Annotated in this window: 18 protein-coding genes; 1 reads left to right on the top strand and 17 read right to left on the bottom strand. The window is 65.2% G+C overall.

Annotated features, from left to right (window positions below):
- Positions 1 to 14: 14 nt before the first annotated feature.
- The 5 genes from AC6CIE_RS12085 to AC6CIE_RS12065 form a co-directional block, all read right to left on the bottom strand.
- The gene (locus AC6CIE_RS12085) at positions 15 to 1,835 is read right to left on the bottom strand and encodes a bifunctional aspartate transaminase/aspartate 4-decarboxylase (RefSeq protein ID WP_175184321.1); all 1,821 of its coding nucleotides are present in this window, start codon (positions 1,833 to 1,835) and stop codon (positions 15 to 17) included.
- A 108-nt stretch (positions 1,836 to 1,943) separates the two neighbouring features.
- On the bottom strand, positions 1,944 to 3,635 hold the full coding sequence (aspT, locus tag AC6CIE_RS12080; RefSeq protein ID WP_498092293.1) for an aspartate-alanine antiporter: 1,692 nt from the start codon (positions 3,633 to 3,635) through the stop codon (positions 1,944 to 1,946).
- A gap of 183 nt (positions 3,636 to 3,818) precedes the next feature.
- Positions 3,819 to 4,748, bottom strand: a complete 930-nt coding sequence (locus AC6CIE_RS12075) for an electron transfer flavoprotein subunit alpha/FixB family protein (RefSeq protein ID WP_056567625.1) — start codon at positions 4,746 to 4,748, stop codon at positions 3,819 to 3,821.
- A 2-nt stretch (positions 4,749 to 4,750) separates the two neighbouring features.
- A complete protein-coding gene (locus tag AC6CIE_RS12070) occupies positions 4,751 to 5,500 on the bottom strand; it encodes an electron transfer flavoprotein subunit beta/FixA family protein (protein ID WP_175137468.1) in 750 nt (249 codons plus the stop codon).
- A gap of 72 nt (positions 5,501 to 5,572) precedes the next feature.
- Positions 5,573 to 6,496, bottom strand: a complete 924-nt coding sequence (locus AC6CIE_RS12065; RefSeq protein ID WP_175124735.1) for a histone deacetylase family protein — start codon at positions 6,494 to 6,496, stop codon at positions 5,573 to 5,575.
- A 10-nt stretch (positions 6,497 to 6,506) separates the two neighbouring features.
- On the opposite strand from AC6CIE_RS12065, the gene mltB reads away from it, so the two are divergent.
- The gene (mltB, locus tag AC6CIE_RS12060) at positions 6,507 to 7,667 is read left to right on the top strand and encodes a lytic murein transglycosylase B (protein WP_175124726.1); all 1,161 of its coding nucleotides are present in this window, start codon (positions 6,507 to 6,509) and stop codon (positions 7,665 to 7,667) included.
- 117 nt (positions 7,668 to 7,784) lie between these two features.
- On the opposite strand, the gene cysM is transcribed toward mltB, so the two are convergent.
- From cysM to hisC, 12 genes are all read right to left on the bottom strand, one after another.
- Positions 7,785 to 8,693 (bottom strand): cysteine synthase CysM, encoded by a 909-nt coding sequence (gene cysM, locus AC6CIE_RS12055; protein ID WP_056569425.1) that lies wholly within the window; start codon positions 8,691 to 8,693, stop codon positions 7,785 to 7,787.
- 76 nt (positions 8,694 to 8,769) lie between these two features.
- The gene (locus tag AC6CIE_RS12050; RefSeq protein WP_498092292.1) at positions 8,770 to 9,279 is read right to left on the bottom strand and encodes a ComEA family DNA-binding protein; all 510 of its coding nucleotides are present in this window, start codon (positions 9,277 to 9,279) and stop codon (positions 8,770 to 8,772) included.
- Positions 9,280 to 9,501: 222 nt separating this feature from the next.
- On the bottom strand, positions 9,502 to 10,491 hold the full coding sequence (gene rfaD, locus AC6CIE_RS12045; RefSeq protein WP_056567633.1) for an ADP-glyceromanno-heptose 6-epimerase: 990 nt from the start codon (positions 10,489 to 10,491) through the stop codon (positions 9,502 to 9,504).
- On the bottom strand, positions 10,488 to 11,429 hold the full coding sequence (gene rfaE1, locus AC6CIE_RS12040) for a D-glycero-beta-D-manno-heptose-7-phosphate kinase (RefSeq protein ID WP_175122830.1): 942 nt from the start codon (positions 11,427 to 11,429) through the stop codon (positions 10,488 to 10,490). The genes rfaD and rfaE1 overlap by 4 nt, the downstream gene beginning before the upstream one ends.
- Positions 11,426 to 12,640, bottom strand: a complete 1,215-nt coding sequence (gene lapB, locus AC6CIE_RS12035; RefSeq protein WP_175137465.1) for a lipopolysaccharide assembly protein LapB — start codon at positions 12,638 to 12,640, stop codon at positions 11,426 to 11,428. Before lapB ends, rfaE1 begins: the two co-directional genes overlap by 4 nt.
- 45 nt (positions 12,641 to 12,685) lie before the next feature.
- Positions 12,686 to 13,000: a LapA family protein gene (locus tag AC6CIE_RS12030; RefSeq protein WP_062838607.1), complete on the bottom strand. Its 315-nt coding sequence runs from the start codon at positions 12,998 to 13,000 to the stop codon at positions 12,686 to 12,688.
- A 209-nt stretch (positions 13,001 to 13,209) separates the two neighbouring features.
- A complete protein-coding gene (locus AC6CIE_RS12025; protein ID WP_056322254.1) occupies positions 13,210 to 13,572 on the bottom strand; it encodes an integration host factor subunit beta in 363 nt (120 codons plus the stop codon).
- Positions 13,573 to 13,575: 3 nt separating this feature from the next.
- Positions 13,576 to 15,288, bottom strand: a complete 1,713-nt coding sequence (rpsA, locus tag AC6CIE_RS12020) for a 30S ribosomal protein S1 (protein ID WP_175122832.1) — start codon at positions 15,286 to 15,288, stop codon at positions 13,576 to 13,578.
- 222 nt (positions 15,289 to 15,510) lie between these two features.
- Positions 15,511 to 16,191: a (d)CMP kinase gene (gene cmk, locus AC6CIE_RS12015; protein ID WP_370633081.1), complete on the bottom strand. Its 681-nt coding sequence runs from the start codon at positions 16,189 to 16,191 to the stop codon at positions 15,511 to 15,513.
- A gap of 21 nt (positions 16,192 to 16,212) precedes the next feature.
- Positions 16,213 to 17,535: a 3-phosphoshikimate 1-carboxyvinyltransferase gene (gene aroA, locus AC6CIE_RS12010; protein ID WP_498092291.1), complete on the bottom strand. Its 1,323-nt coding sequence runs from the start codon at positions 17,533 to 17,535 to the stop codon at positions 16,213 to 16,215.
- Positions 17,536 to 17,539: 4 nt separating this feature from the next.
- Positions 17,540 to 18,442, bottom strand: coding sequence for a prephenate dehydrogenase (locus AC6CIE_RS12005; protein WP_481146190.1), 903 nt, complete (start codon positions 18,440 to 18,442; stop codon positions 17,540 to 17,542).
- Positions 18,439 to 19,560, bottom strand: a complete 1,122-nt coding sequence (hisC, locus tag AC6CIE_RS12000; RefSeq protein WP_498092290.1) for a histidinol-phosphate transaminase — start codon at positions 19,558 to 19,560, stop codon at positions 18,439 to 18,441. Before hisC ends, AC6CIE_RS12005 begins: the two co-directional genes overlap by 4 nt.
- Between the last annotated feature and the right edge of the window lie 8 nt (positions 19,561 to 19,568).

The raw sequence follows: 19,568 nt of genomic DNA, 5'->3' as shown, positions 1-19,568 counted from the left end.
TGTCTCTCGGTGGCCTACTTCGCGGTCGCCTTCTTGGCCGACTTGGCCGCCGTGTCCGCCTTCTTCACCGCCTTTTTCACGGCCTTCTTGGCGGCGGTCTTGCCGGCAGCCGCGCCCTTCTTGGCGGCCGATGCCTTGACCGTCTGGCCCTTGCCCGCGGTCGGGCCGGAACGCACCAGCTCGGACGCCTTCCACGCCTCGACATACTCGGTCGCGGACTCGACCATGTATTTGCCGATCTTGGCGTAGTCCGCATCGTCCAGGTTCGCCAGCGAGATCCGGATCGACCACGGCGGCCCGCCAAACCCGCCGCCGTCCATCAGCACCACGCCCGTCTTCTCCGCCAGGCGGAACAGGAAGTCCACCGGTTCGTAGTTGTCGATCATGTACTTGCAGAACGCATCGCCGTACATGATCTTGGCCCAGACCATGAAGTCCAGTTCGACGTAATACCAGCCGCGCATCGGATCTTCCGGCGGCATCGGGATGCCCAGCCCGCGCCACAACGCGTCGCGTCGGCTGCGCACGATCTGCATGGTCAGGTGCTTGTAGGCGTCCTTCAGGTCCAGCAGATGCGACAGCGCAAAAAAGCCCATCTGCACCTGCTGCGGCAAGGACAGCCCCGCCGTGTGGTTCAGCGCCACCTCGCGGCTGTCGGCAACCAGGCGGTCGATGAACTTCAGCTTTTCGGGCTCCATCGTCATGGCGCCGTAGCGCTTGTCCAGGCGCTTTTTCCAGGACGCGGGCAGCTCGGCGATGCGCCGGTCCATCGTGTTGTTTTCGTGCGTGGCGATGACGCCCAGGCGCCAGCCGGTGCAGCCGAAGTTCTTTGAGAACGAGTACACGCAGATGGTGTTCTGCGGCACCTCCGCCATCAGCGAGCGGAAGTTCGGCACGAAGGTGCCGTACACGTCGTCGGTCACCAGCACCAGGTCGGGATTCTTGCGGATGATGCGCACGATCTGCTTCATCTCGGCAGGGCTGAACGCCACCGACGGCGGGTTGCTGGGGTTCACCGTGACCGCCAGCTTGATCTTGGGATCTTCCAGTTTGGCGATTTCCGAGGCCGGATAATGCCAATCGTGCGTGCCGTCGGCACGCAGGCTGCTGGCGTTGATGCCGACGATCTTGAACTGGAAACGCTCCAGGTGCGCGATCTCGATATAGGGCGTGAACGTCGGCAGGAACAGCGCAATGGTGTCGCCCTGCTTCAAAAGGCCGTTGACCATCAGCGAATCGAAGATGTAGCACATGGCGGCTGTGCCGCCTTCCACCGGGAAGAGGTCGAACTTGCCCTTGGGCGGGCGGCCGTCGCACATTTCCTTGATCAGGTAGTCGTGGATGATCTGCTCGGTGTGCACCAACGCGCGCGGCGGCACGGGATAGTGGTCGCCGATGATGCTGTCGGTCAGTTCATGGATCCACTCGTCCGGATCGAACCCCTTGATCTTGACGCCGTATTCCAGCACCCCGACGAGAAAATCATAGCCGTCCTCGCTCTTGTGCTTGGACAGAAACTTGCGCAGCCGGTCGGCGCATCCCTTCTTGGCCGGCATGCCCGCCAGGATGCCCTCGTCGCGCACCCGGCGCGCCTCTTTCATGGCGAACCGGCCCATCAGGAAGAAGGCGTCCCGCGGCTCCGTGGCGATCCAGTTGGGATTGCCACGGCCCGCATTCAACATGGACGCCGCAGCAGACTGCTGGCTGTCCTTGGCCAACGTGATCAGGTAGTCCTTCAGTTCGAACGGTGAGAGTTGCTCCAGGTCGCGTTGGTGGGAACGCGTGGTCTTCAGGGCCGAGGCCAGGCTGACGGTGACAGGCGCAGTGGAAGCCATTTTGTGTACTCCTGGTGTGCGTGTTGACAGGCGCCATCAAGTCGAGCGCCGTTACGATTGCCGCGCTTCTATCCAGCACCCGCAAGCCGGCGCTTGCGGGCAGTCCTGCTAAGCCATGAGCATGACGATGACAATGCCCCAGATGATGAGCAGGGTATTGCCGATGGCGTAAGGCACCGTGTAGCCAAGCGCCGGGACCTGGCTCTTTGCCGTCTCGGTGATCTGGCCGATCGCCGCGGTGGTGGTCCGCGCCCCCGCGCACACGCCTAATGAGATGGCAGGGTGGAACTTGAAGACGTAGCGGGCAATGAGCACGCCCAGGATCATCGGGATGCTGGTGGCGATGACGCCCGCGATGAACAGCTTTGCGCCCAGCTGCTGGAAGCCCTGCACAAAGCCCGGTCCCGACACGATGCCCACCACCGCGACGAATGCGGTCAGGCCCACCGATGTCAGGAACCAGTGCACCGGCTCGGGCACGCGCCCGAACGTTGGATGCACCGACCGCAGATAGCCGAAGATGAGGCCCGAGATCAGCGCGCCGCCCGAGGTGGAGAGCGTGATCGGAATGCCGCCCACCGTCAGCACCAGCGTGCCGAACAGGCCGCCCAGCAGGATGCCGAAGCCCACGAACACCATGTCGGTCTGGTTGGTGGCGCGGTCCACGTAGCCCAGCTTGCTGACCACGCGTTCGACGTCGCGTGTGGCGCCCAGGATGAAGAGGCGGTCGCCGCGGTCCAGTTTCAGGCCCCAGTTGACCGGCATCTCGTGGCCGCCGCGCACGACCTTGCGCAGGAACACGCCGCGGCCCAGTTGGCGCACGGTCTCGTTCTCGGCAAGTTCCTTGAGCGTCTTGCCGGCCACGTTCTTGTTGGTCAGCACGACTTCGACGATCTCCGCCGGCAGGTTGATGACGTCGCGGTCCTCGACCTCGGTGCCGATGAGGCCCGAGGCCTGCAGCACCAGCGCGTCATGGCGGCCCGTCACGCCGAGCACGTCGCCGGCCTGCAGCATCGTGGTCGAGTCGGCGTCGATGATCTGGTCGCCGCGGTGAATGCGCTCGACAAAGACCCGGGCGTCCACGAACTTTGCTTCCAGTTCGCCCACCGTCTTTCCGGCGTATTCCGTGTGGTCCAGCCGGTAGGCCCGCGCCGTGAACTTGCGGTAGCCCGACAATTCCATCGAATCGGCCCCGCCGGACATCTTGGCCTCGTAGTCCTTGCATTCCTTCACGATGTCCACGCGCATCAGCTTGGGACCGAGGGACGCCAGCAGCCAGGCGCTGCCGACCGTGCCGAAGATGTAGCAGACCGCGTACGCGACGGGAATGTTGTCGATCCACTGCTTCTTGGTCGCCGCGTCGACGGACAGGCCGTTGATCGTGTCGGTCGCCACGCCCATGACCGCCGATATCGTCTGCGCGCCGGACAGCAGCCCCGCGCCGGTCCCGGCATCAAAGCCGAATCCGATGGCCGTCACCCAGGTGACCAGCAGGCAGAGCACGCAGATGATGACGGCAAAAATGACCTGCGGAAGGCCATCGCTTTTCATGCCGCGGAAGAATTGCGGTCCGACGCCGTAGCCAAGACCAAAAAGAAAAAGCAGGAAGAACACCTGCTTCAGAATGGGAGCAATCGAGATATTGAGCTGGCCGACCAGGACGCCCACCAATAATGTCCCGGTCACTGCGCCCAGATTGAATCCGAAGATTTTCTTGGCCCCGATCCAATAACCCAGGCCCAGGGTCAAGAAAATCGCCAGCTCTGGGAACTTACGTAGCGTGTCAAAGAACCATTCCATCACGAATCTCCTTCGTTCTGTACAGGTCAAGCACAATCGCAAACAGTGAGTAGCGCGCGAAGTACCTTATCAGAGTCTTTCCGAAAATCAAAGATTTTCGAATTTTTGAAATATGTGAGCGGTGCTTCTACAAAAAAAACCGCGGACCCGAAGGCCCGCGGTTTTCATCGAAGTGGCTGTGGCTTACAGCGCGTTCGTCAGCTCGGGAACGACCGTGAACAGGTCGCCCACCAGGCCGTAATCGGCGACACCAAAAATCGGCGCTTCGGCGTCCTTGTTGATCGCGACGATGACCTTCGAATCCTTCATGCCGGCCAAATGCTGGATGGCGCCCGAGATACCGACAGCCACGTACAACTGCGGCGCGACGATCTTGCCGGTCTGGCCAACCTGCCAGTCGTTCGGCGCATAGCCGGCGTCGACGGCGGCGCGCGAAGCGCCCAGCGCGGCGCCCAGCTTGTCGGCCAGCGGATCCAGGATCTTGAAGTTCTCGGCGCTGCCCAGACCACGGCCGCCCGAGACCACGACGCGCGCGCCGGCCAGTTCGGGACGATCGCTCTTGGCGACTTCGCGGCCCACGAACGTGGACAGGCCGGAATCGGCCACGGCAGCGGCGTCTTCGACCGAGGCGGAACCGCCTTGGGCGGCGACGGCGTCAAAGCCGGTCGTGCGCACGGTGATGACCTTGACGGCGTCGGCCGATTGCACGGTGGCAATGGCGTTGCCGGCGTAGATCGGGCGCTGGAACGTGTCGGCGGATTCGACACCGATGATGTCGGAGATCTGGGCCACGTCCAGCTTGGCGGCAACGCGCGGTGCCACGTTCTTGCCCGACGCGGTGGCCGGGAACAGGATGTGGCTGTAGTTCGAGGCCACGGCCAGCACCTGCGCCGCGACGTTTTCGGCCAGACCGTCCGCCAGATGCGGGGCATCGGCCAACAGCACCTTCGCCACGCCAGCGGCTTGGGCAGCCTGGTCGGCCACGGCGCGCGCGTTGGCGCCGGCGACCAGCACGTGCACGTCGCCTCCGATCTTGGCGGCGGCGGCGATGGCGTTCAGGGTTGCGCCCTTGAGTTGGGCGTTATCGTGTTCGGCAATAACCAGCGTCGTCATGATCAGACCACCTTCGCTTCGTTCTTGAGTTTGTCCACCAGCGCCGCGACGTCGGCAACCTTGATGCCGGCCTTGCGGGCGGGCGGCTCGCTGACCTTCAGCGTCTTCAGGCGGGGCGCGGGATCAACGCCCAGGTCCTGCGGCGTGACGGTGTCCAGCTGTTTTTTCTTGGCCTTCATGATGTTCGGCAGCGTGACGTAGCGCGGCTCGTTCAGGCGCAGGTCGGTGGTCACGATGGCGGGCAGCTTGAGCGACAGGGTTTCCAGGCCGCCGTCGACTTCACGCGTCACGGTGACCTTGCCGTCGGCCAGTTCGACCTTGCTGGCGAACGTGGCTTGCGGCCAGTCCAGCAGCGCGGCGAGCATCTGGCCGGTCTGGTTGGCGTCGTCGTCGATGGCCTGCTTGCCCAGGATCACGAGCTGGGGCTGTTCCTTGTCGACCAGCGCGCGGAGCAGCTTGGCGACAGCCAGCGGTTGCAGTTCGGCATCGGTCTGGACCAGCACGCCGCGATCGGCGCCGATGGCCATGGCGGTGCGCAGTGTCTCCTGGCATTGCGCAACGCCGCAAGAAACCGCCACGACTTCAGCGACCGCGCCCTTTTCCTTCAGGCGGGTGGCTTCTTCGACGGCGATTTCGTCAAAGGGGTTCATGGACATCTTCACGTTGGCGATATCCACGCCGGTCTGATCAGACTTGACGCGCACCTTGACGTTGTAGTCAACGACGCGCTTGACAGGTACCAACACCTTCATCCCGCTGCCTCCAATTGGAAAATAATGACCCGGCTTTGCGCCGGGATCGCATTGCACAATTTTTTCCTGATTCTACAGCTTCGCCAGCGCCCGTATGTGCGCGACCACGCTGCGGCCCAGGGCCGACAAGTTGTAACCGCCCTCGAGCGTACTCACGATCCGGCCCTGACAGTGGCGGTCAGCCACGTCGACAAGCTGCTCGGTGATCCAGGCATAGTCCGCCTCGACCAGCCCCATCTGCCCCATGTCGTCCTCGCGGTGGGCGTCAAAGCCCGCAGACACGAGGATCAGTTCGGGGCGATGCGCTTCCAGCCGCGGCAGCCACGTGTCCGTGACGATGGTCCGGACCGCGGCGCCCGCCGTGTAGGCAGGCACGGGCACATTCAGCATGTTGGCGGCCGGGTGATTCGCGCCGCTGTTGGGGAAGAACGGATGCTGGAAAAAGCTGCACATCAGCACCCGGTCATCGCCGGCGAAGACGTCTTCCGTGCCGTTGCCGTGGTGAACGTCAAAATCGACGATTGCCACGCGCGTCAGGCCGTGGAAGTCCATGGCGTGCTGCGCCGCAATGGCGACGTTATTGAAAAAGCAGAATCCCATGGCCTGCGATCGGCAGGCATGATGCCCCGGCGGACGCACCGCGCAGAAGGCCGTACGCGCCTCGCCGCCCAGCACCGCGTCGACCGCGGCCACCCCGGCGCCCGCGGCATGCAGCGCGGCTTCGTAGGTGTGCGGGTTCATGAGGGTGTCGGGATCGATAGGGTAATACCCTTGGTCCGGCGTATGTTTCTGCAAACTGTCCAGGTACTGGACAGTGTGCACGCGCAAGAGGTCATTGCGGGACGCCTGCGGCGCCTGCCGGTCATCCAGATAAGGCATCAATCCGCTTGCGAGCAACTGATCGGAGATGGCGTCCAGCCTCTGGGGGCTTTCCGGATGCCAGCTTCCCATTTCATGCAAGCGGCATGCCGGGTGGGTAAGATACATGGTCTCCATAAGGAAGATTATGTTCATCTGTCGGCGAATACTGCAACTCGGCGCGCTTTCCGCCCTGCTGGCGGGGTGCTCCACCACCACTCCCACCGCAGCACCCTCCACGTCCCTCGCTCCCCAAACGGCCCAGGCTTCAGGGACAACCCCCATCCGCATCGGGCCCAGCACGCCGACGCTCGGCCCCGAACTGGCGGACGACGCGCCCGCCACGCTGACGCCGTCGGGCGCGCTGCGCCCCGAAGTCCGCACCTTCGTCGAGAACCTGGCCGCCGAACGGCAGCTGCCGCTGGCGCCGATGGTCTCCGCCTTGGAAAGCTCGCGCTACAACGCGACGGTCGCGCGGCTGATTGCGCCCTCCCCGCCGGGCAAAAAGGTCTGGCGCAGCTGGCTGACCTACCGGTCGCGCTTCGTCGAGCCCAAGCGCATCGCCTGGGGCGTCGAGTTCTACAACGAAAACCGCGACCTGCTGAATCAGGCCGCGCAACGGTTCGGCGTGCCCGCGCCCATCATTGCCTCCATCATCGGCGTCGAAACGCTGTATGGCCGCAACATGGGCAACTTCCGCGTCCTGGACGCGCTGGCCACGCTAGCCTTTGACTACCCCGACCCCGCCAAGCCCGAGCGCGCCACCATGTTCCGCACCCAATTGGCGGACTTCCTGACGCTGGTCATGAACGACAAGCTCGAGCTGGAAACGCAGGGCTCCTATGCCGGCGCCATCGGCATGCCGCAATTCATGCCGACCAGCGTGATGCACTATGCCGTGGACGGCGACGGCAACGGCCATATCGACCTGACCAACAACACGCAGGACGCGATCATGTCCGTGGGCAGCTTCCTGGCGCAGCACGGCTGGCAGCGCGGCCTGCCGGTGTTCGCACCCGTGGTGCTGCCCGCCGATCCCACCGCGCTGGTGGACGGCGGCCTGGAGCCCAAGCAAAACTGGACCACGCTGTCGGCGGCCGGCTCGCAGCTCAAGCCTGGCGCGACCAGCGATGGCTGGAGCAGCCAGCCGCTGGGCGTGGTGGATCTGGTCGAAGAAATGCGCGGCACGGCGCAGTATCGCGTGGGCACGCCCAACTTCTTTGCCCTGACCAAGTACAACCGCAGCTACTTCTATGCGACGTCGGTGGCGGATCTGGCAACGGAGATCGAGGCCCGCGTCGCTCGGTGAGCGACCTCGTGCGGACACGTCCGCGCCGAAAGACAAACGCCCTGGCAGGTTCAACCGCCAGGGCGTTTTTCATTTGGGTGCCCTACTGGCCGGGGCGGCCGGCGGGGGCCCTGCGTGTCAGTTGAACACGCCCGTCGACAGATAGCGATCGCCGCGGTCGCACACGATGAACACGATGGTCGCATCGTTGACGCGTTCGGCAACCCGCAGCGCCGCGACCAGCGCACCGGCCGACGAAATGCCGCCGAAAATGCCTTCCTCGGCAGCCAGCCGCCGTGCCATCACTTCGGCCTCGGATTGCTGGATGGACTCGTAGGCGTCCACGCGGCTGCGGTCGAAGATCTTGGGCAGGTAGGCCTCGGGCCACTTGCGGATGCCGGGAATCTGCGATCCTTCGGCCGGCTGCGCGCCCACCACCTGCACGGCGGGATTGCGAGACTTCAGGTAGGTGGACACGCCCATGATCGTGCCCGTGGTCCCCATCGCGCTGACGAAGTGGGTGATGCGTCCTTCCGTCTGATTCCAGAGTTCCGGGCCCGTCGTTTCGATGTGCGCGCGCGGATTGTCGGGATTGGCGAACTGGTCCAGCACCACGCCACGGCCATCGGCCTGCATCTCGGTAGCCAGGTCGCGGGCGTATTCCATGCCGCCCTTGTCGGCCGGCGTCAGGATCAGCTCAGCGCCATAGGCGGCCATGGCTGCGCGCCGCTCGACGGACAGGTTGTCCGGCATGATCAGGATCATGCGGTAACCCTTCATGGCGGCCGCCATGGCCAGCGCAATGCCGGTGTTGCCGCTGGTGGCCTCGATGAGGGTGTCGCCGGGCTTGATGTCGCCGCGCTCTTCCGCGCGCTGGATCATCGACAAGGCGGGACGATCCTTCACGGATCCCGCCGGGTTGTTGCCTTCCAGCTTGGCCAGGATGACATTGCCGCGCGCGTCGCCCGCCGCCCCAGGAATGCGCTGCAGGCGCACCAGGGGCGTGTTGCCGACGGTCTGCTCGATAGTGGGGTAGGTAGTAGTCATGCGGTCGATCATAACTCCGCCCGGCGCCGCGCGGCCGCAAAAGCCGCGCACCCGCCAGGGTTAGCCAGAACCCGGCTCAGGGCTTTGCGCGGACCTGTGCCGGCGCACTGGCGGCAGGCGGCGCCGGCTTTGGCGCAGCGGCCTTGCCGGGCGCGAACCGGGCTCCGGGCGCCGCGCCGGCCGCGCCTGCCGACGGCTTGGCGGCCGCACCCGCCGCGCCGATTGTCAGCCCCGCCGCCTGCAGCGCCTGAGCCTTTTTCTGGCCGATGCCCCGCACGCGCTCGGTCAGGTCGTCCAGCGACTCAAAGCCGCCGCCGCGCTCGCGTTCACGGACGATGATTTCAGCGGTGCGCGGGCCGATGCCTCGCACGCCCTCAAGCTGGGCTGCGGTGGCCTGGTTGATGTCCACCGCATGCGCGGGCGGCGCGGCCACGCCCAGGCCAGCGGACAGCAGCAACGCGCCGAGCGCCCGCCGCAGGATGCGGTGCCGCTCTCGGGGGCATGCGGTCATGGCCGCGGGACGCGCGCGGCGCCACGAGGCCAGAGGCACGTTGCGGGCAACGGTGGGATGGACGAAGGGATTCATGGGGTTCTCCTGACGGTTCTGGACGCGACGGTTGACGCGCCCCGTTGCCATCATCGGGGCGGGCGGCTCGCAGCGCCGGTCCGGTGAACCAAAACATCCACCCCGGCAACTACGCGTGCAGATACCCCGGCAATGTCCCCGGCCAATGGCAGGCAACGTCGCGGGCAAAAAAAAGCCACCGCGTCGCGGTGGCCTTCGTTGTCGCCTTGCCTGCGCGGCGGATTACTTCCGGGCGCGCCAGTAGCGCACGTACTCGGCCACGCCCGTCTGCACATCGCGCATCGGCGCAGCAAAACCGGCGGCCCGAAGCTGCGTGACGTCCGCCTGCGTGTAGCTCTGGTAGCGTCCCTTGAGGTCGTCCGGGAACGGGATGTAGCGGATCAGATCCAGCTCGGCCAGTTGAGCCAGCGTCAGCTCGGCTTCGCCCCGCTCGGCGCGCAGCGTGTTCACCACCGCGGCCGCCACGTCGTTGAACGGCTGCGCCTTGCCGGTGCCGCAATTGAAGATGCCCGATTGCTCGGGGTGATCCAGGAAATGCAGATTCACCGCCACCACATCCTCGACCGAGATGAAGTCACGGCTCTGGCCGCCATCCACGTAGCCGTCCCAGCCCGCAAAGAGGCGCACGTGCCCGTGCTCCAGGAACTGGTTCATGTTGTGGAACGCCACCGAGGCCATGCGGCCCTTGTGCTGCTCGTGCGGACCGTACACGTTGAAGTATCGCAGACCGACGACCTGCGCCGTCAGGCTGTCCATGCGCTTGCGCAGCACCTGGTCGAACAGCAGCTTGGAATAGCCGTAGACGTTCAGCGGGCCTTCGTTGTCGGGATGCTCGACGTAGGTCGTCGAACCGCCGTACACGGCCGCCGAGGACGCATACAGGAACGGCACGCGGCGCGCCTGGCAGAACTCGAAGAGTTCCAGCGTGACGCGGTAGTTGTTGTCCAGCATGTAGCGGCCGTTGCGCTCGGTCGTGTCCGAGCACGCGCCCTGGTGCAGCACCGCGCGGATTTCGGGCAGGCTGCCATCGGCGACGCGCCGGCGGAAGTCGTCCTTGTCCATGTAGTCGGCGATCTTGCAGTCGACCAGATTGACGAACTTGTCGCCTTCGGTCAGGTCATCGACGGCAATGATGTCTTCGATGCCGCGGCGGTTGAGTCCGCGAACCAGGTTGCTGCCAATGAAGCCCGCGGCTCCGGTAACGACGATCATGAGGATTCTCCTGCCAATTCCGCGGCCGTGACGACGGACGTGCCCAGCTTGCCCACGGCGATGCCGCCGGCCTTGTTGGCCCAGCCCATGGCTTCGGCCCACGGCAAACCGATGGCGCGCGTAACCGCCAGCGTGGCGAGCACGGTGTCGCCCGCACCGGACACATCGAACACCTCATGCGCTTGCGCGTCGGTGTGGTCGCGTCCCGCGTCGGAAAACAAAGTCATGCCCTGCTCGGACCGCGTCACGAGCAAGGCTTCAAGGTCCAGATCGGCGCGCAGGCGCTGCGCACGATCGGTCAATTCGGCTTCGGACGTCCAGCGGCCAACTGCCTGCTGCATCTCCGAGCGGTTGGGCGTGACCAGCGTCGCGCCGCGATAACGCGAATAGTCGTCGCCCTTGGGGTCCACCAGCACCGGGATGCCCGCGCTGCGCGCCAGCGCAATCAGCGATTCGACCCGGGTCAGCACGCCTTTGGCATAGTCCGACAGAACGACGATGTCGTGGTTGGCCAGATGCCGGGCCAGCGCGGCGTCCACCGCGTCAAGCGATGGCTGGGTGGGATGCTGTTCGAAGTCCACACGCAGCAGCTGCTGCTGGCGGCCCAGCACGCGCATCTTGAGGGTGGTGTGCAGTTCGTTGTCGGCAATCAGGTCGCCCTGGATGCCGGCCTCGGTGGCCAGGCGCCGGACGCTGTCGCCGGCTTCGTCCTGGCCCAGCACGCCGACCAGGGTCACGTGGCCACCCAGGGCCGCGACGTTGCGCGCCACGTTGGCGGCGCCGCCCAGACGGTCTTCGCGTCGCGCGACCCGCACGACCGGCACCGGCGCTTCGGGCGAGATACGTTCGACTTCACCGAACCAGTAGCGGTCCAGCATGACGTCGCCAACCACGAGCACGCGGCTACGCGAAATGGCTTCGGCGGGAAAAGAGTTCATTCAAGTTCTTCCAGACGGCGCGGCGCATAGGTTTCCCAGGCGTTGCAACCGGGACATTGCCAGTAAAAACGACGCGCTTGAAAACCGCAATTGCGGCATGCGTAGCGATCGAGCCGTTGCGTGTGCTTGTGAATCAGGCTGCGCAGCAGCGTCAGATCGGCGCCCGGCACCGGACCGTGATCGCCGTCGCTGTCGCCGTTGGCGAGTTCGGCTTCCAGCAGGCGATCCAGCCCCAACAGCGAAGGATGGCTGCGCAGCGCGCCGCGGGCAAAGGCCCACGCGGTCGCGGCGCCCTGCTGCACCCGCAGCTCCCGGAACACGACATTGAAAAGGTCCAGGGACGCATGGCGGCCATACTGCTTTTGCAGGAAATCCAAGCCCTCCGCCACCTGGTTGGCATTGCGGTAATTGGCCAGCAACTGTTCGGCCACCAGCCCGGCGTATTCGGACGCGTCGGTCATGACCGACTCGAGATACAGCCGTTCGCGCTTCGGATCCTGTTCGATCAGCGCCAGGCGCGCCCGCAGCATGGCGGTGCGCACCTTGGCGCCCTTGCTCGAGGCGGCTTCGGTGGTGGACAGCGCATGGTCCGCCGCGTCCAGCGCCTCGTGCGCGGCCTCGACGTCGGCGGGCTTGGCCGCCAACGCGGTCTGGGCCTGTTCGCAGTAGTAATGCACGATTTGCGGGACGGGCTCGTCGATCAGGCCTTGCAGGGTCTTCACGGCCTCGATCGCGCGCGGCCAATCGTGCTCGGATTCATAAATGCGGATCAGCGAGCGCAGCGCGGGCAAGGCGTAGCGCGTGTCCTTGAGCTGCTCGAAACCGCTTTCGGCGCGATCCAGCATCCCTGCCTTCAGGAAGTCCTGCGCCAGCTCGTGCTGCGCGTGTTCGCGTTCGGCCTGCGGCAGGTCGGAACGGTTCAGCAGGCTTTGGTGCACCCGGATGGCGCGCTCCATTTCGCCGCGGCGGCGGAACAGACTGCCCAAAGCAAAGTGCAGCTCCGTGGTTTCCGGATCCAGCTTGGCGACTTCGACGAAGGCGTCGATGGCGCGATCAGGCTCTTCATTGAGCAGGAAATTCAGCCCGCGGAAATAGGAGTCGGGCAGGCTGCGCGTTTCCCGGAGCATCTGCCGGATGTCGAATCGCGCGGCCAGCCAGCCCAGCGCGAACAGCACCGGGACGAATATCAACCACCAAGGTTCAAAATCCACTATTCGGACTCATGCGGTAATTCGGTGCAAAAAGGCGGCGCGATGTCACAGCGGCGACATGGGAGCGACGGCTTCGGGGGGCACGACGGGCGTCGTGCCATTGGCGGCGGCCTGGATGCGATCCAGTTCGCGGCGCAGGCGGATGGCCTCGCGGCGGCGGCGCAGCGCGGCGGGCACCGTCAGCAGCAGGCCGAACAGCGCGCCAAGCACGAACACGACCAGCATGACGACGATCAGCGGGACATCCTGGATGACGTAGTCGGCGTAGAACTTCACGGCGACGGGGTCGGTGTTCTTCAAGGCGAACATCAACACCGCAACAAAGACGAGCAATCGCAGGGCCCAGACGAGATAGCGCATGGCGCATGCTCCAGATGATTCGAGACCGTCAATTGTAAGCGACGTCTTCATGACGAGAGAAAAAAAAGCCCCAAGGCGGAGCACGGCCCGCCCTTGCGCAAGCCGGGCGCCCGCATGAACCGGCGCCACAAAAACAAAGCCCCTTGATTTCTCAAGGGGCTTTGCTCGCGGTCCGATCTGCCCGAAGGCAGCCCTGCCTGGCCGACGCGTCAGTGCATGGCGTGCAAACCTGCCATGGAAGACGGCATCGACTCGCTCGACCCAGAGGATTGAGCGTCCTCGTCATTGCCGCCGACCAGGTCCACCCGCTCGCGCAATTCCTTGCCTGCCTTGAAGTGCGGCACCTGTTTACCAGGCACCAGCACCTGCTCGCCGGATTTGGGATTGCGACCGATACGGGGTGACCGTTGCGACAACGAGAAGCTGCCAAAACCGCGGATCTCGATGCGCTGACCCGAGGCCAGGGCCTGAGTCATTGCATCCAGTACGGTCTTGACCGCGTAATCGGTGTCGCGGGCGGCCAGCTGAGGATAGCGGGCCGCCAAGGCGGCGATCAGCTCCGACTTGGTCACGAATTAACCGTCGTTGCGCTGTTGGTCCAGCTTGGCCTTCAGCAGCGCGCCGAGGTTGGTGGTGCCGGACGAAGCGCTGGCATCGGACATGCGCTGGATCGTGTCGGCGGTTTCGGCGTTGTCACGGGCCTTGATCGACAGTTGGATCGAACGCGTCTTGCGGTCGATGTTGACGATCATGGCTTCGATGTTTTCGCCGGCGGACAGCACGGTGGTGGCATCTTCGACGCGGCCCGAGGAGATCTCGGAAGCGCGCAGGTAGCCTTCGACGTCCACGGACAGCGTCACGACGGCGCCCTTGGCTTCGACGGACTTGATGGTGCCCGGAACGACGGCGCCCTTGTCAAACGTGGCGACGAAGTTGTTGAAGGGGTCGCCTTCCAGCTGCTTGATACCCAGCGAGATGCGTTCCTTGTCGGTGTCGATGCCCAGAACCACGGCTTCGATTTCGTCACCCTTCTTGAAGTTGCGCACGGCTTCTTCACCAGATTCCGCCCACGACAGGTCGGACAGGTGAACCAGGCCGTCGATGCCGCCGGGCAGGCCGACGAACACGCCGAAGTCGGTGATCGACTTGATGGCGCCGCGGACCTTGTCACCACGCTTGAAGTTCGTGGCGAACTCTTCCCACGGGTTCTGGCGGCACTGCTTCATGCCCAGCGAAATACGGCGACGGTCTTCGTCGATTTCCAGGACCATGACTTCGACTTCTTCGCCCAGGGTCACAACCTTGCGCGGGTCGACGTTCTTGTTGGTCCAGTCCATTTCGGATACGTGGACCAGACCTTCGATGCCGGCTTCGACTTCAACGAACGCGCCGTAGTCGGTCAGGTTCGTGACCTTGCCGAACAGGCGGGTGCCTTGCGGGTAGCGGCGAGCCAGGCCCACCCACGGATCTTCGCCAAGCTGCTTGACGCCCAGGGAGACGCGGCTCTTTTCCTGGTCGAACTTGAGGACCTTGGCTTCGACTTCCTGACCCACTTGCAGGACTTCGGAGGGGTGACGCACACGGCGCCAGGCCATGTCGGTGATGTGCAGCAGACCATCGATGCCGCCCAGGTCGACGAACGCGCCGTAGTCGGTGATGTTCTTGACCACGCCCTTGACCACGGCACCTTCGTGCAGGGTTTCGAGCAGCTTTTGACGCTCTTCGCCCATGCTGGCTTCCAGCACCTGGCGACGCGACAGCACAACGTTGTTGCGCTTGCGGTCGAGCTTGATGACCTTGAATTCGAGGGTCTTGCCTTCGTACGGGGTGGTGTCCTTGACCGGACGCAGGTCCACCAGCGAACCCGGCAGGAACGCGCGGATGCCGTTGGTCATGACGGTCAGGCCGCCCTTCACCTTGCCGGTGATGGTGCCGGTAACCAGTTCGCCGTTCTCCAGGGCCTTTTCCAGTTGCAGCCAGGCCGACAGGCGCTTGGCGCGGTCACGCGACAGGATGGTGTCGCCGTAGCCGTTTTCCAGGGAATCGATGGCCACCGAGACGAAATCGCCAGGTTGCACTTCGAGCTCGCCCTGGTCGTTCAGGAACTCTTCCAGGGGGATCAGCGCTTCGGACTTCAGGCCGGCGTTGACGACGACGAAATTGTGGTCGACGCGCACGACTTCGGCGCTGATGACCTCGCCGGACTTCATGTCCTGGCTCTTGAGGCTTTGTGCGAAAAGGTCGGCGAAGCTTTCGCCGCCGGTGGCGGTAGTGGAAACGGAAGACATGGGGTTGAAATCCATTGGGCCGAAATGGCCGTTAAGAACACACCGCAGCGGATTGCCCGCCACAGTGGAGTCAAAATACCTGCCGGCTGGCTGACCCTTGCGGGGTGGCCCGTGGGGGAGTCGCCTGGCTTGAGCAGGGCCTAATCAAAAAATGCTAAAAACTGCCGGTAGCAATACTGCCTGTAGCAACACTGCCCGTAAATTCAGTTAACTTCACTAACTTCACGGGTTGGCTTGCTGCCAGAAATCCAGGATTGCCTGCACCGTTTCCGCGATCGTCAGATTGGACGAATCCAGCACGTGTGCATCTGCTGCGGGAGCCAGCGGCGCAGTGGCGCGCCCAGTGTCGCGCGCGTCACGCTCGCGCATATCCCGCAAAAGGTCGTCTAGATTAGCAGAAATTCCCTTTTCGATCAACTGCTTACGCCGCCTCTCCGCCCGGGCGACCACGTCGGCGACCAGGAAGACCTTCAGGGACGCGTCCGGGAACACGACGGTGCCCATGTCGCGGCCGTCCGCAACCAGGCCGGGCGGCAGCCGGAAGGCGCGCTGGCGCTCGAGCAAGGCCTGCCGCACCCCCGGGAAAGCCGCCACGCGAGATGCGAAATTGCCCACTTCCTCGCGGCGGATGTCATGGCCGGCATCGGCCCCCTCGAGGTAAACGTGCGGTCCGTCGAACCTTACATCCAGCGTCTCGGCCACGCGCGCCACGGCGGGCTCGTCGTCGGCGGCAACGCCGCGGTTGATGGCAGCCAGCGCAGTCAGCCGGTAGAGGGCGCCGCTGTCCAGCACCGCCCAGCCCAGCGCCTTGGCGACGCGATGAGCCACGGTGCCCTTGCCGGACGCGGTGGGACCGTCGATCGTGATGACCGGGGCCAGGGAGGCGGAAGTTGAAGCAGTCAAAGTCATGGATGCGATGCAGCGCTAGGCCGAAACCAGGCCGGCGTAGACGTCAAAGTAACCCGGGAACGTCTTGCTGACACATCCGGGATCAAGAATGCGGACCGCCGCCGGTCCGAATGCCGCCAGCGAAAAGCACATCGCCATGCGGTGGTCGTCCCAGGTGCCGATGTGGGCATCGCGCCAGGCGTCCTGCGCCGGCGGCGTCACGCGCAGCCAATCGGGGCCGGACTCCACCTGCGCGCCCAGCTTTTCCAGCTCGGTCTGCATGGCATGGATGCGGTCCGTCTCCTTGACGCGCCAGCTGCCGATGTTGCGCAGCCGGCAAGGACCGTCGGCGTACAGGGCCAGCGCCGCGGCTGTCATCGCCGCGTCGGGGATCAGATTGAAATCGGTATCAAAGGCCTTGAGGCGCTCGCCGTCGGCAACCTGCACGCCCGACACCTCGATCCAGTCCGCACCGTAGGTAACCTTGGCGCCCATGTCGGCCAGGGTGCTCGCGAATCCCACATCACCCTGGATGCTGTCGGCGCCGACGCCGGTCACGCGCACCGGGCCGCCGCCAATGGCGCCCAGCGCCAGGAAATACGACGCCGTCGATGCGTCCCCTTCCACGGCGATCTGCCCCGGACTGCGATAGGCGGCGCCCGCGTCCACAACGAATCGGCTCCAGCCGTCCCGCTGCACCAGCACGCCAAAGCGCGCCATCAGGTTCAGCGTGATCTCGATGTAGGGCTTGGAAATCAGCTCTCCCACGACCTCGATCGTGACGGGCTTGCCGCTGCGAGCAGCCTGCAAAGGCGCGGCCAGCAGCAAGGCGGTCAGGAACTGGCTGGAGACCGAACCCTGCACGCGGGTCACGGCGTTTTCAGCGATGTCGCCGCGGCCGATGTGCAGCGGCGGATAGCCCGGCTGGCCCAGATAATCGATACGCGCGCCCAGCGCGTTCAGGGCATCGACCAGGTCGCCGATCGGTCGCTCGTGCATGCGCGGCACGCCGGACAGGCGGTAGTCGCCGCCCATGAGGGCCAGTGCCGCCGTCAACGGACGGATTGCGGTGCCCGCATTACCCATGAAGAGGTCGGCGCTTTCGACCGGAAAACGGCGCACGCCCTGCACCGTGACGCGCCCGGCGTCCAGGTCGGACACCTGCACGCCCAGCTGACGCAATGCCGCCAGCATGACGCGAGTGTCGTCGGAGTCCAGCAGGCCGGTGATGACCGTCGTGCCTTCGGCGATGGCCGACAGCAACAGCACGCGGTTGGAAATGCTCTTGGATCCCGGCAAGGCCATCGCGCCCTGCGCACGCCGCACGCGCGGCAGATCGAGGTAAGACAAAGCGCCCATTGAACTACTCCTTGCGCCAGCCGCGGCGCGCACGCGCCGCCGTGTCCAGCAGCGTCAGCAAAGCCTCGCCGTCGCCATCGGCAATGGCGCGCTCGGCCCGGTCCAGCACGCCGCGCACAGCGGCCAGCTCGGCCAGCATGGCGTCGCGATTGGACAAAAAAATGTCGCGCCACATCTCGGGCGATCCGGCGGCAATACGGGTGAAATCACGAAAGCCGCTGCCCGCCAGTTCCAGCCGGGTCGCGGCGTCGGCGGCCGTGGCCACCTGTTCCATATACACCGACGACAGCAGATGCGGAAGATGGCTGACCGACGCGAGCACGCGATCGTGTGCGCCGGCGTCCATGTCGATCACGTGCGCGCCGCAAGCCTGCCAAGCCTGGCGCACGAGCGCCATGGCCGCCGCGCCGTTTTCAGGCACGGGCGTGAGAATGACGGTGCGTCCGCGGTAGAGATCCGCATCCGCGGCTTCCGGCCCGGTGCGCTCGGCGCCCGCGATGGGATGGCCCGGCACGAACTGCCCAATGCGATCGCCCAGCGCATCGCGCGCCGCCTCGACCACTTCAGCCTTGGTGCTGCCGCCGTCGGTCAGCACGGCGTGCGGCGAGAGGTGCGTCCGCATCTGCGACAGCACGTTTGTCAGGCCGCCGACCGGCGTGGCCAGCATGATGAGATCCGCCTGGGCCGCCGCGGCTTCGGCCGTCACGGCCTCGTCGATGAGGCCCAGCGCCACAGCGCGTTCCAGCGACTGCGCATTGCGCCCCACGCCCAGCACCTTGCCCACCTGCCCTGCCTGCCGCAAGGCCGCCGCGAACGATCCGCCGATCAAGCCGACGCCAACCACTGCCAATACAGGAATCAGGGGGCCCGCGGCCCCCTGATCTGAAGAAGGTAACGCGTCGTTCATGCGGTCAGGATGGCGGTCAGGGCGTCGATGAATCGGGCGTTCTCTTGAGGCAGTCCGATGGAAACGCGGAGCCACTCCGGCAGACCGTCGCCCGCAACGGGACGCACGATAACGCCGCGCTTGAGGAGTTCAAGATTGATGCGCGGCGCGTCGCCCACGTGAACCAGCACGAAGTTGCCATAGCTGGGCACGTAACGCAGATTCAGCTTGTCGAACGCGGCGCACAGCTGGGCCTTGCCTGCCTTGTTGGAAGCGTAGGCTTGCTCGAGGTATTCGGCATCGCCGAGCGCTGCGATGGCCGCGGCTTGGGCCAGCGTATTGACGTTGAACGGCTGGCGCACGCGGTTGAGCAGGTCGGTCAGGCCGGGCTGCGCCACCGAGAAACCGACGCGCAGGCCCGCCAGGCCGTAAGCCTTGGAGAACGTGCGCGACACGATCAGGTTCGGGTACTGGCGCGCCAGCGCGGTGCTGTCAAAGCGCAGCTCCGGATCGAGGTATTCGTTGTAGGCCTCGTCCAGCACGACCGTGACGCGGTCGCCATGCGCGGCATGCACGCGTTCCAGGAAGTCCGCGACCTTGTCGCCCGGCACGAAAGTGCCGGTGGGGTTGTTCGGGTTGGCGATGAACACCAGGCGCGTGTCGTCGGCGATCGCGTCGAACATCGCATCCAGGTCGTGGCCGTGGTCCACGGCCGGCACCACGATGTGGCGCGCGCCACGCGCCTGCGTGGCCAGGCGGTAGACCGCGAACGAGTGCTGCGCGTACACCGCGGAAGCGCCCGGCTCCAGCAGCGCCAGCGCGGCGATTTCCAGGATGTCGTTCGAGCCGTTGCCGAGCGTGATCCAGTTCATCGGCACGCCGTAGCCTTCAGCCAGCGCCGCCTTCAGGTCAAAGCCGTTGGGGTCCGGGTAGCGTGCCAGCGATTCGGCCGCGGCCAGCATGGCCGCCTTCGCCGATTTGGGCATGCCCAACGGGTTTTCGTTGGAGGCCAGCTTGACGATGGTCGCCGGATCCAGCCCGAATTCGCGGGCCAGTTCTTCGATCGGCTTGCCTGCCTGGTACGGGGCAATGGCGCTGACGTGCGCGGGAGCAACGAGGGGCTTGGATGCGTGGGTCATGATGTGGG

It is taken from the genome of Achromobacter sp. GQ309 (assembly GCF_059759315.1).
This window is presented reverse-complemented; position numbering and strand designations above follow the sequence as displayed.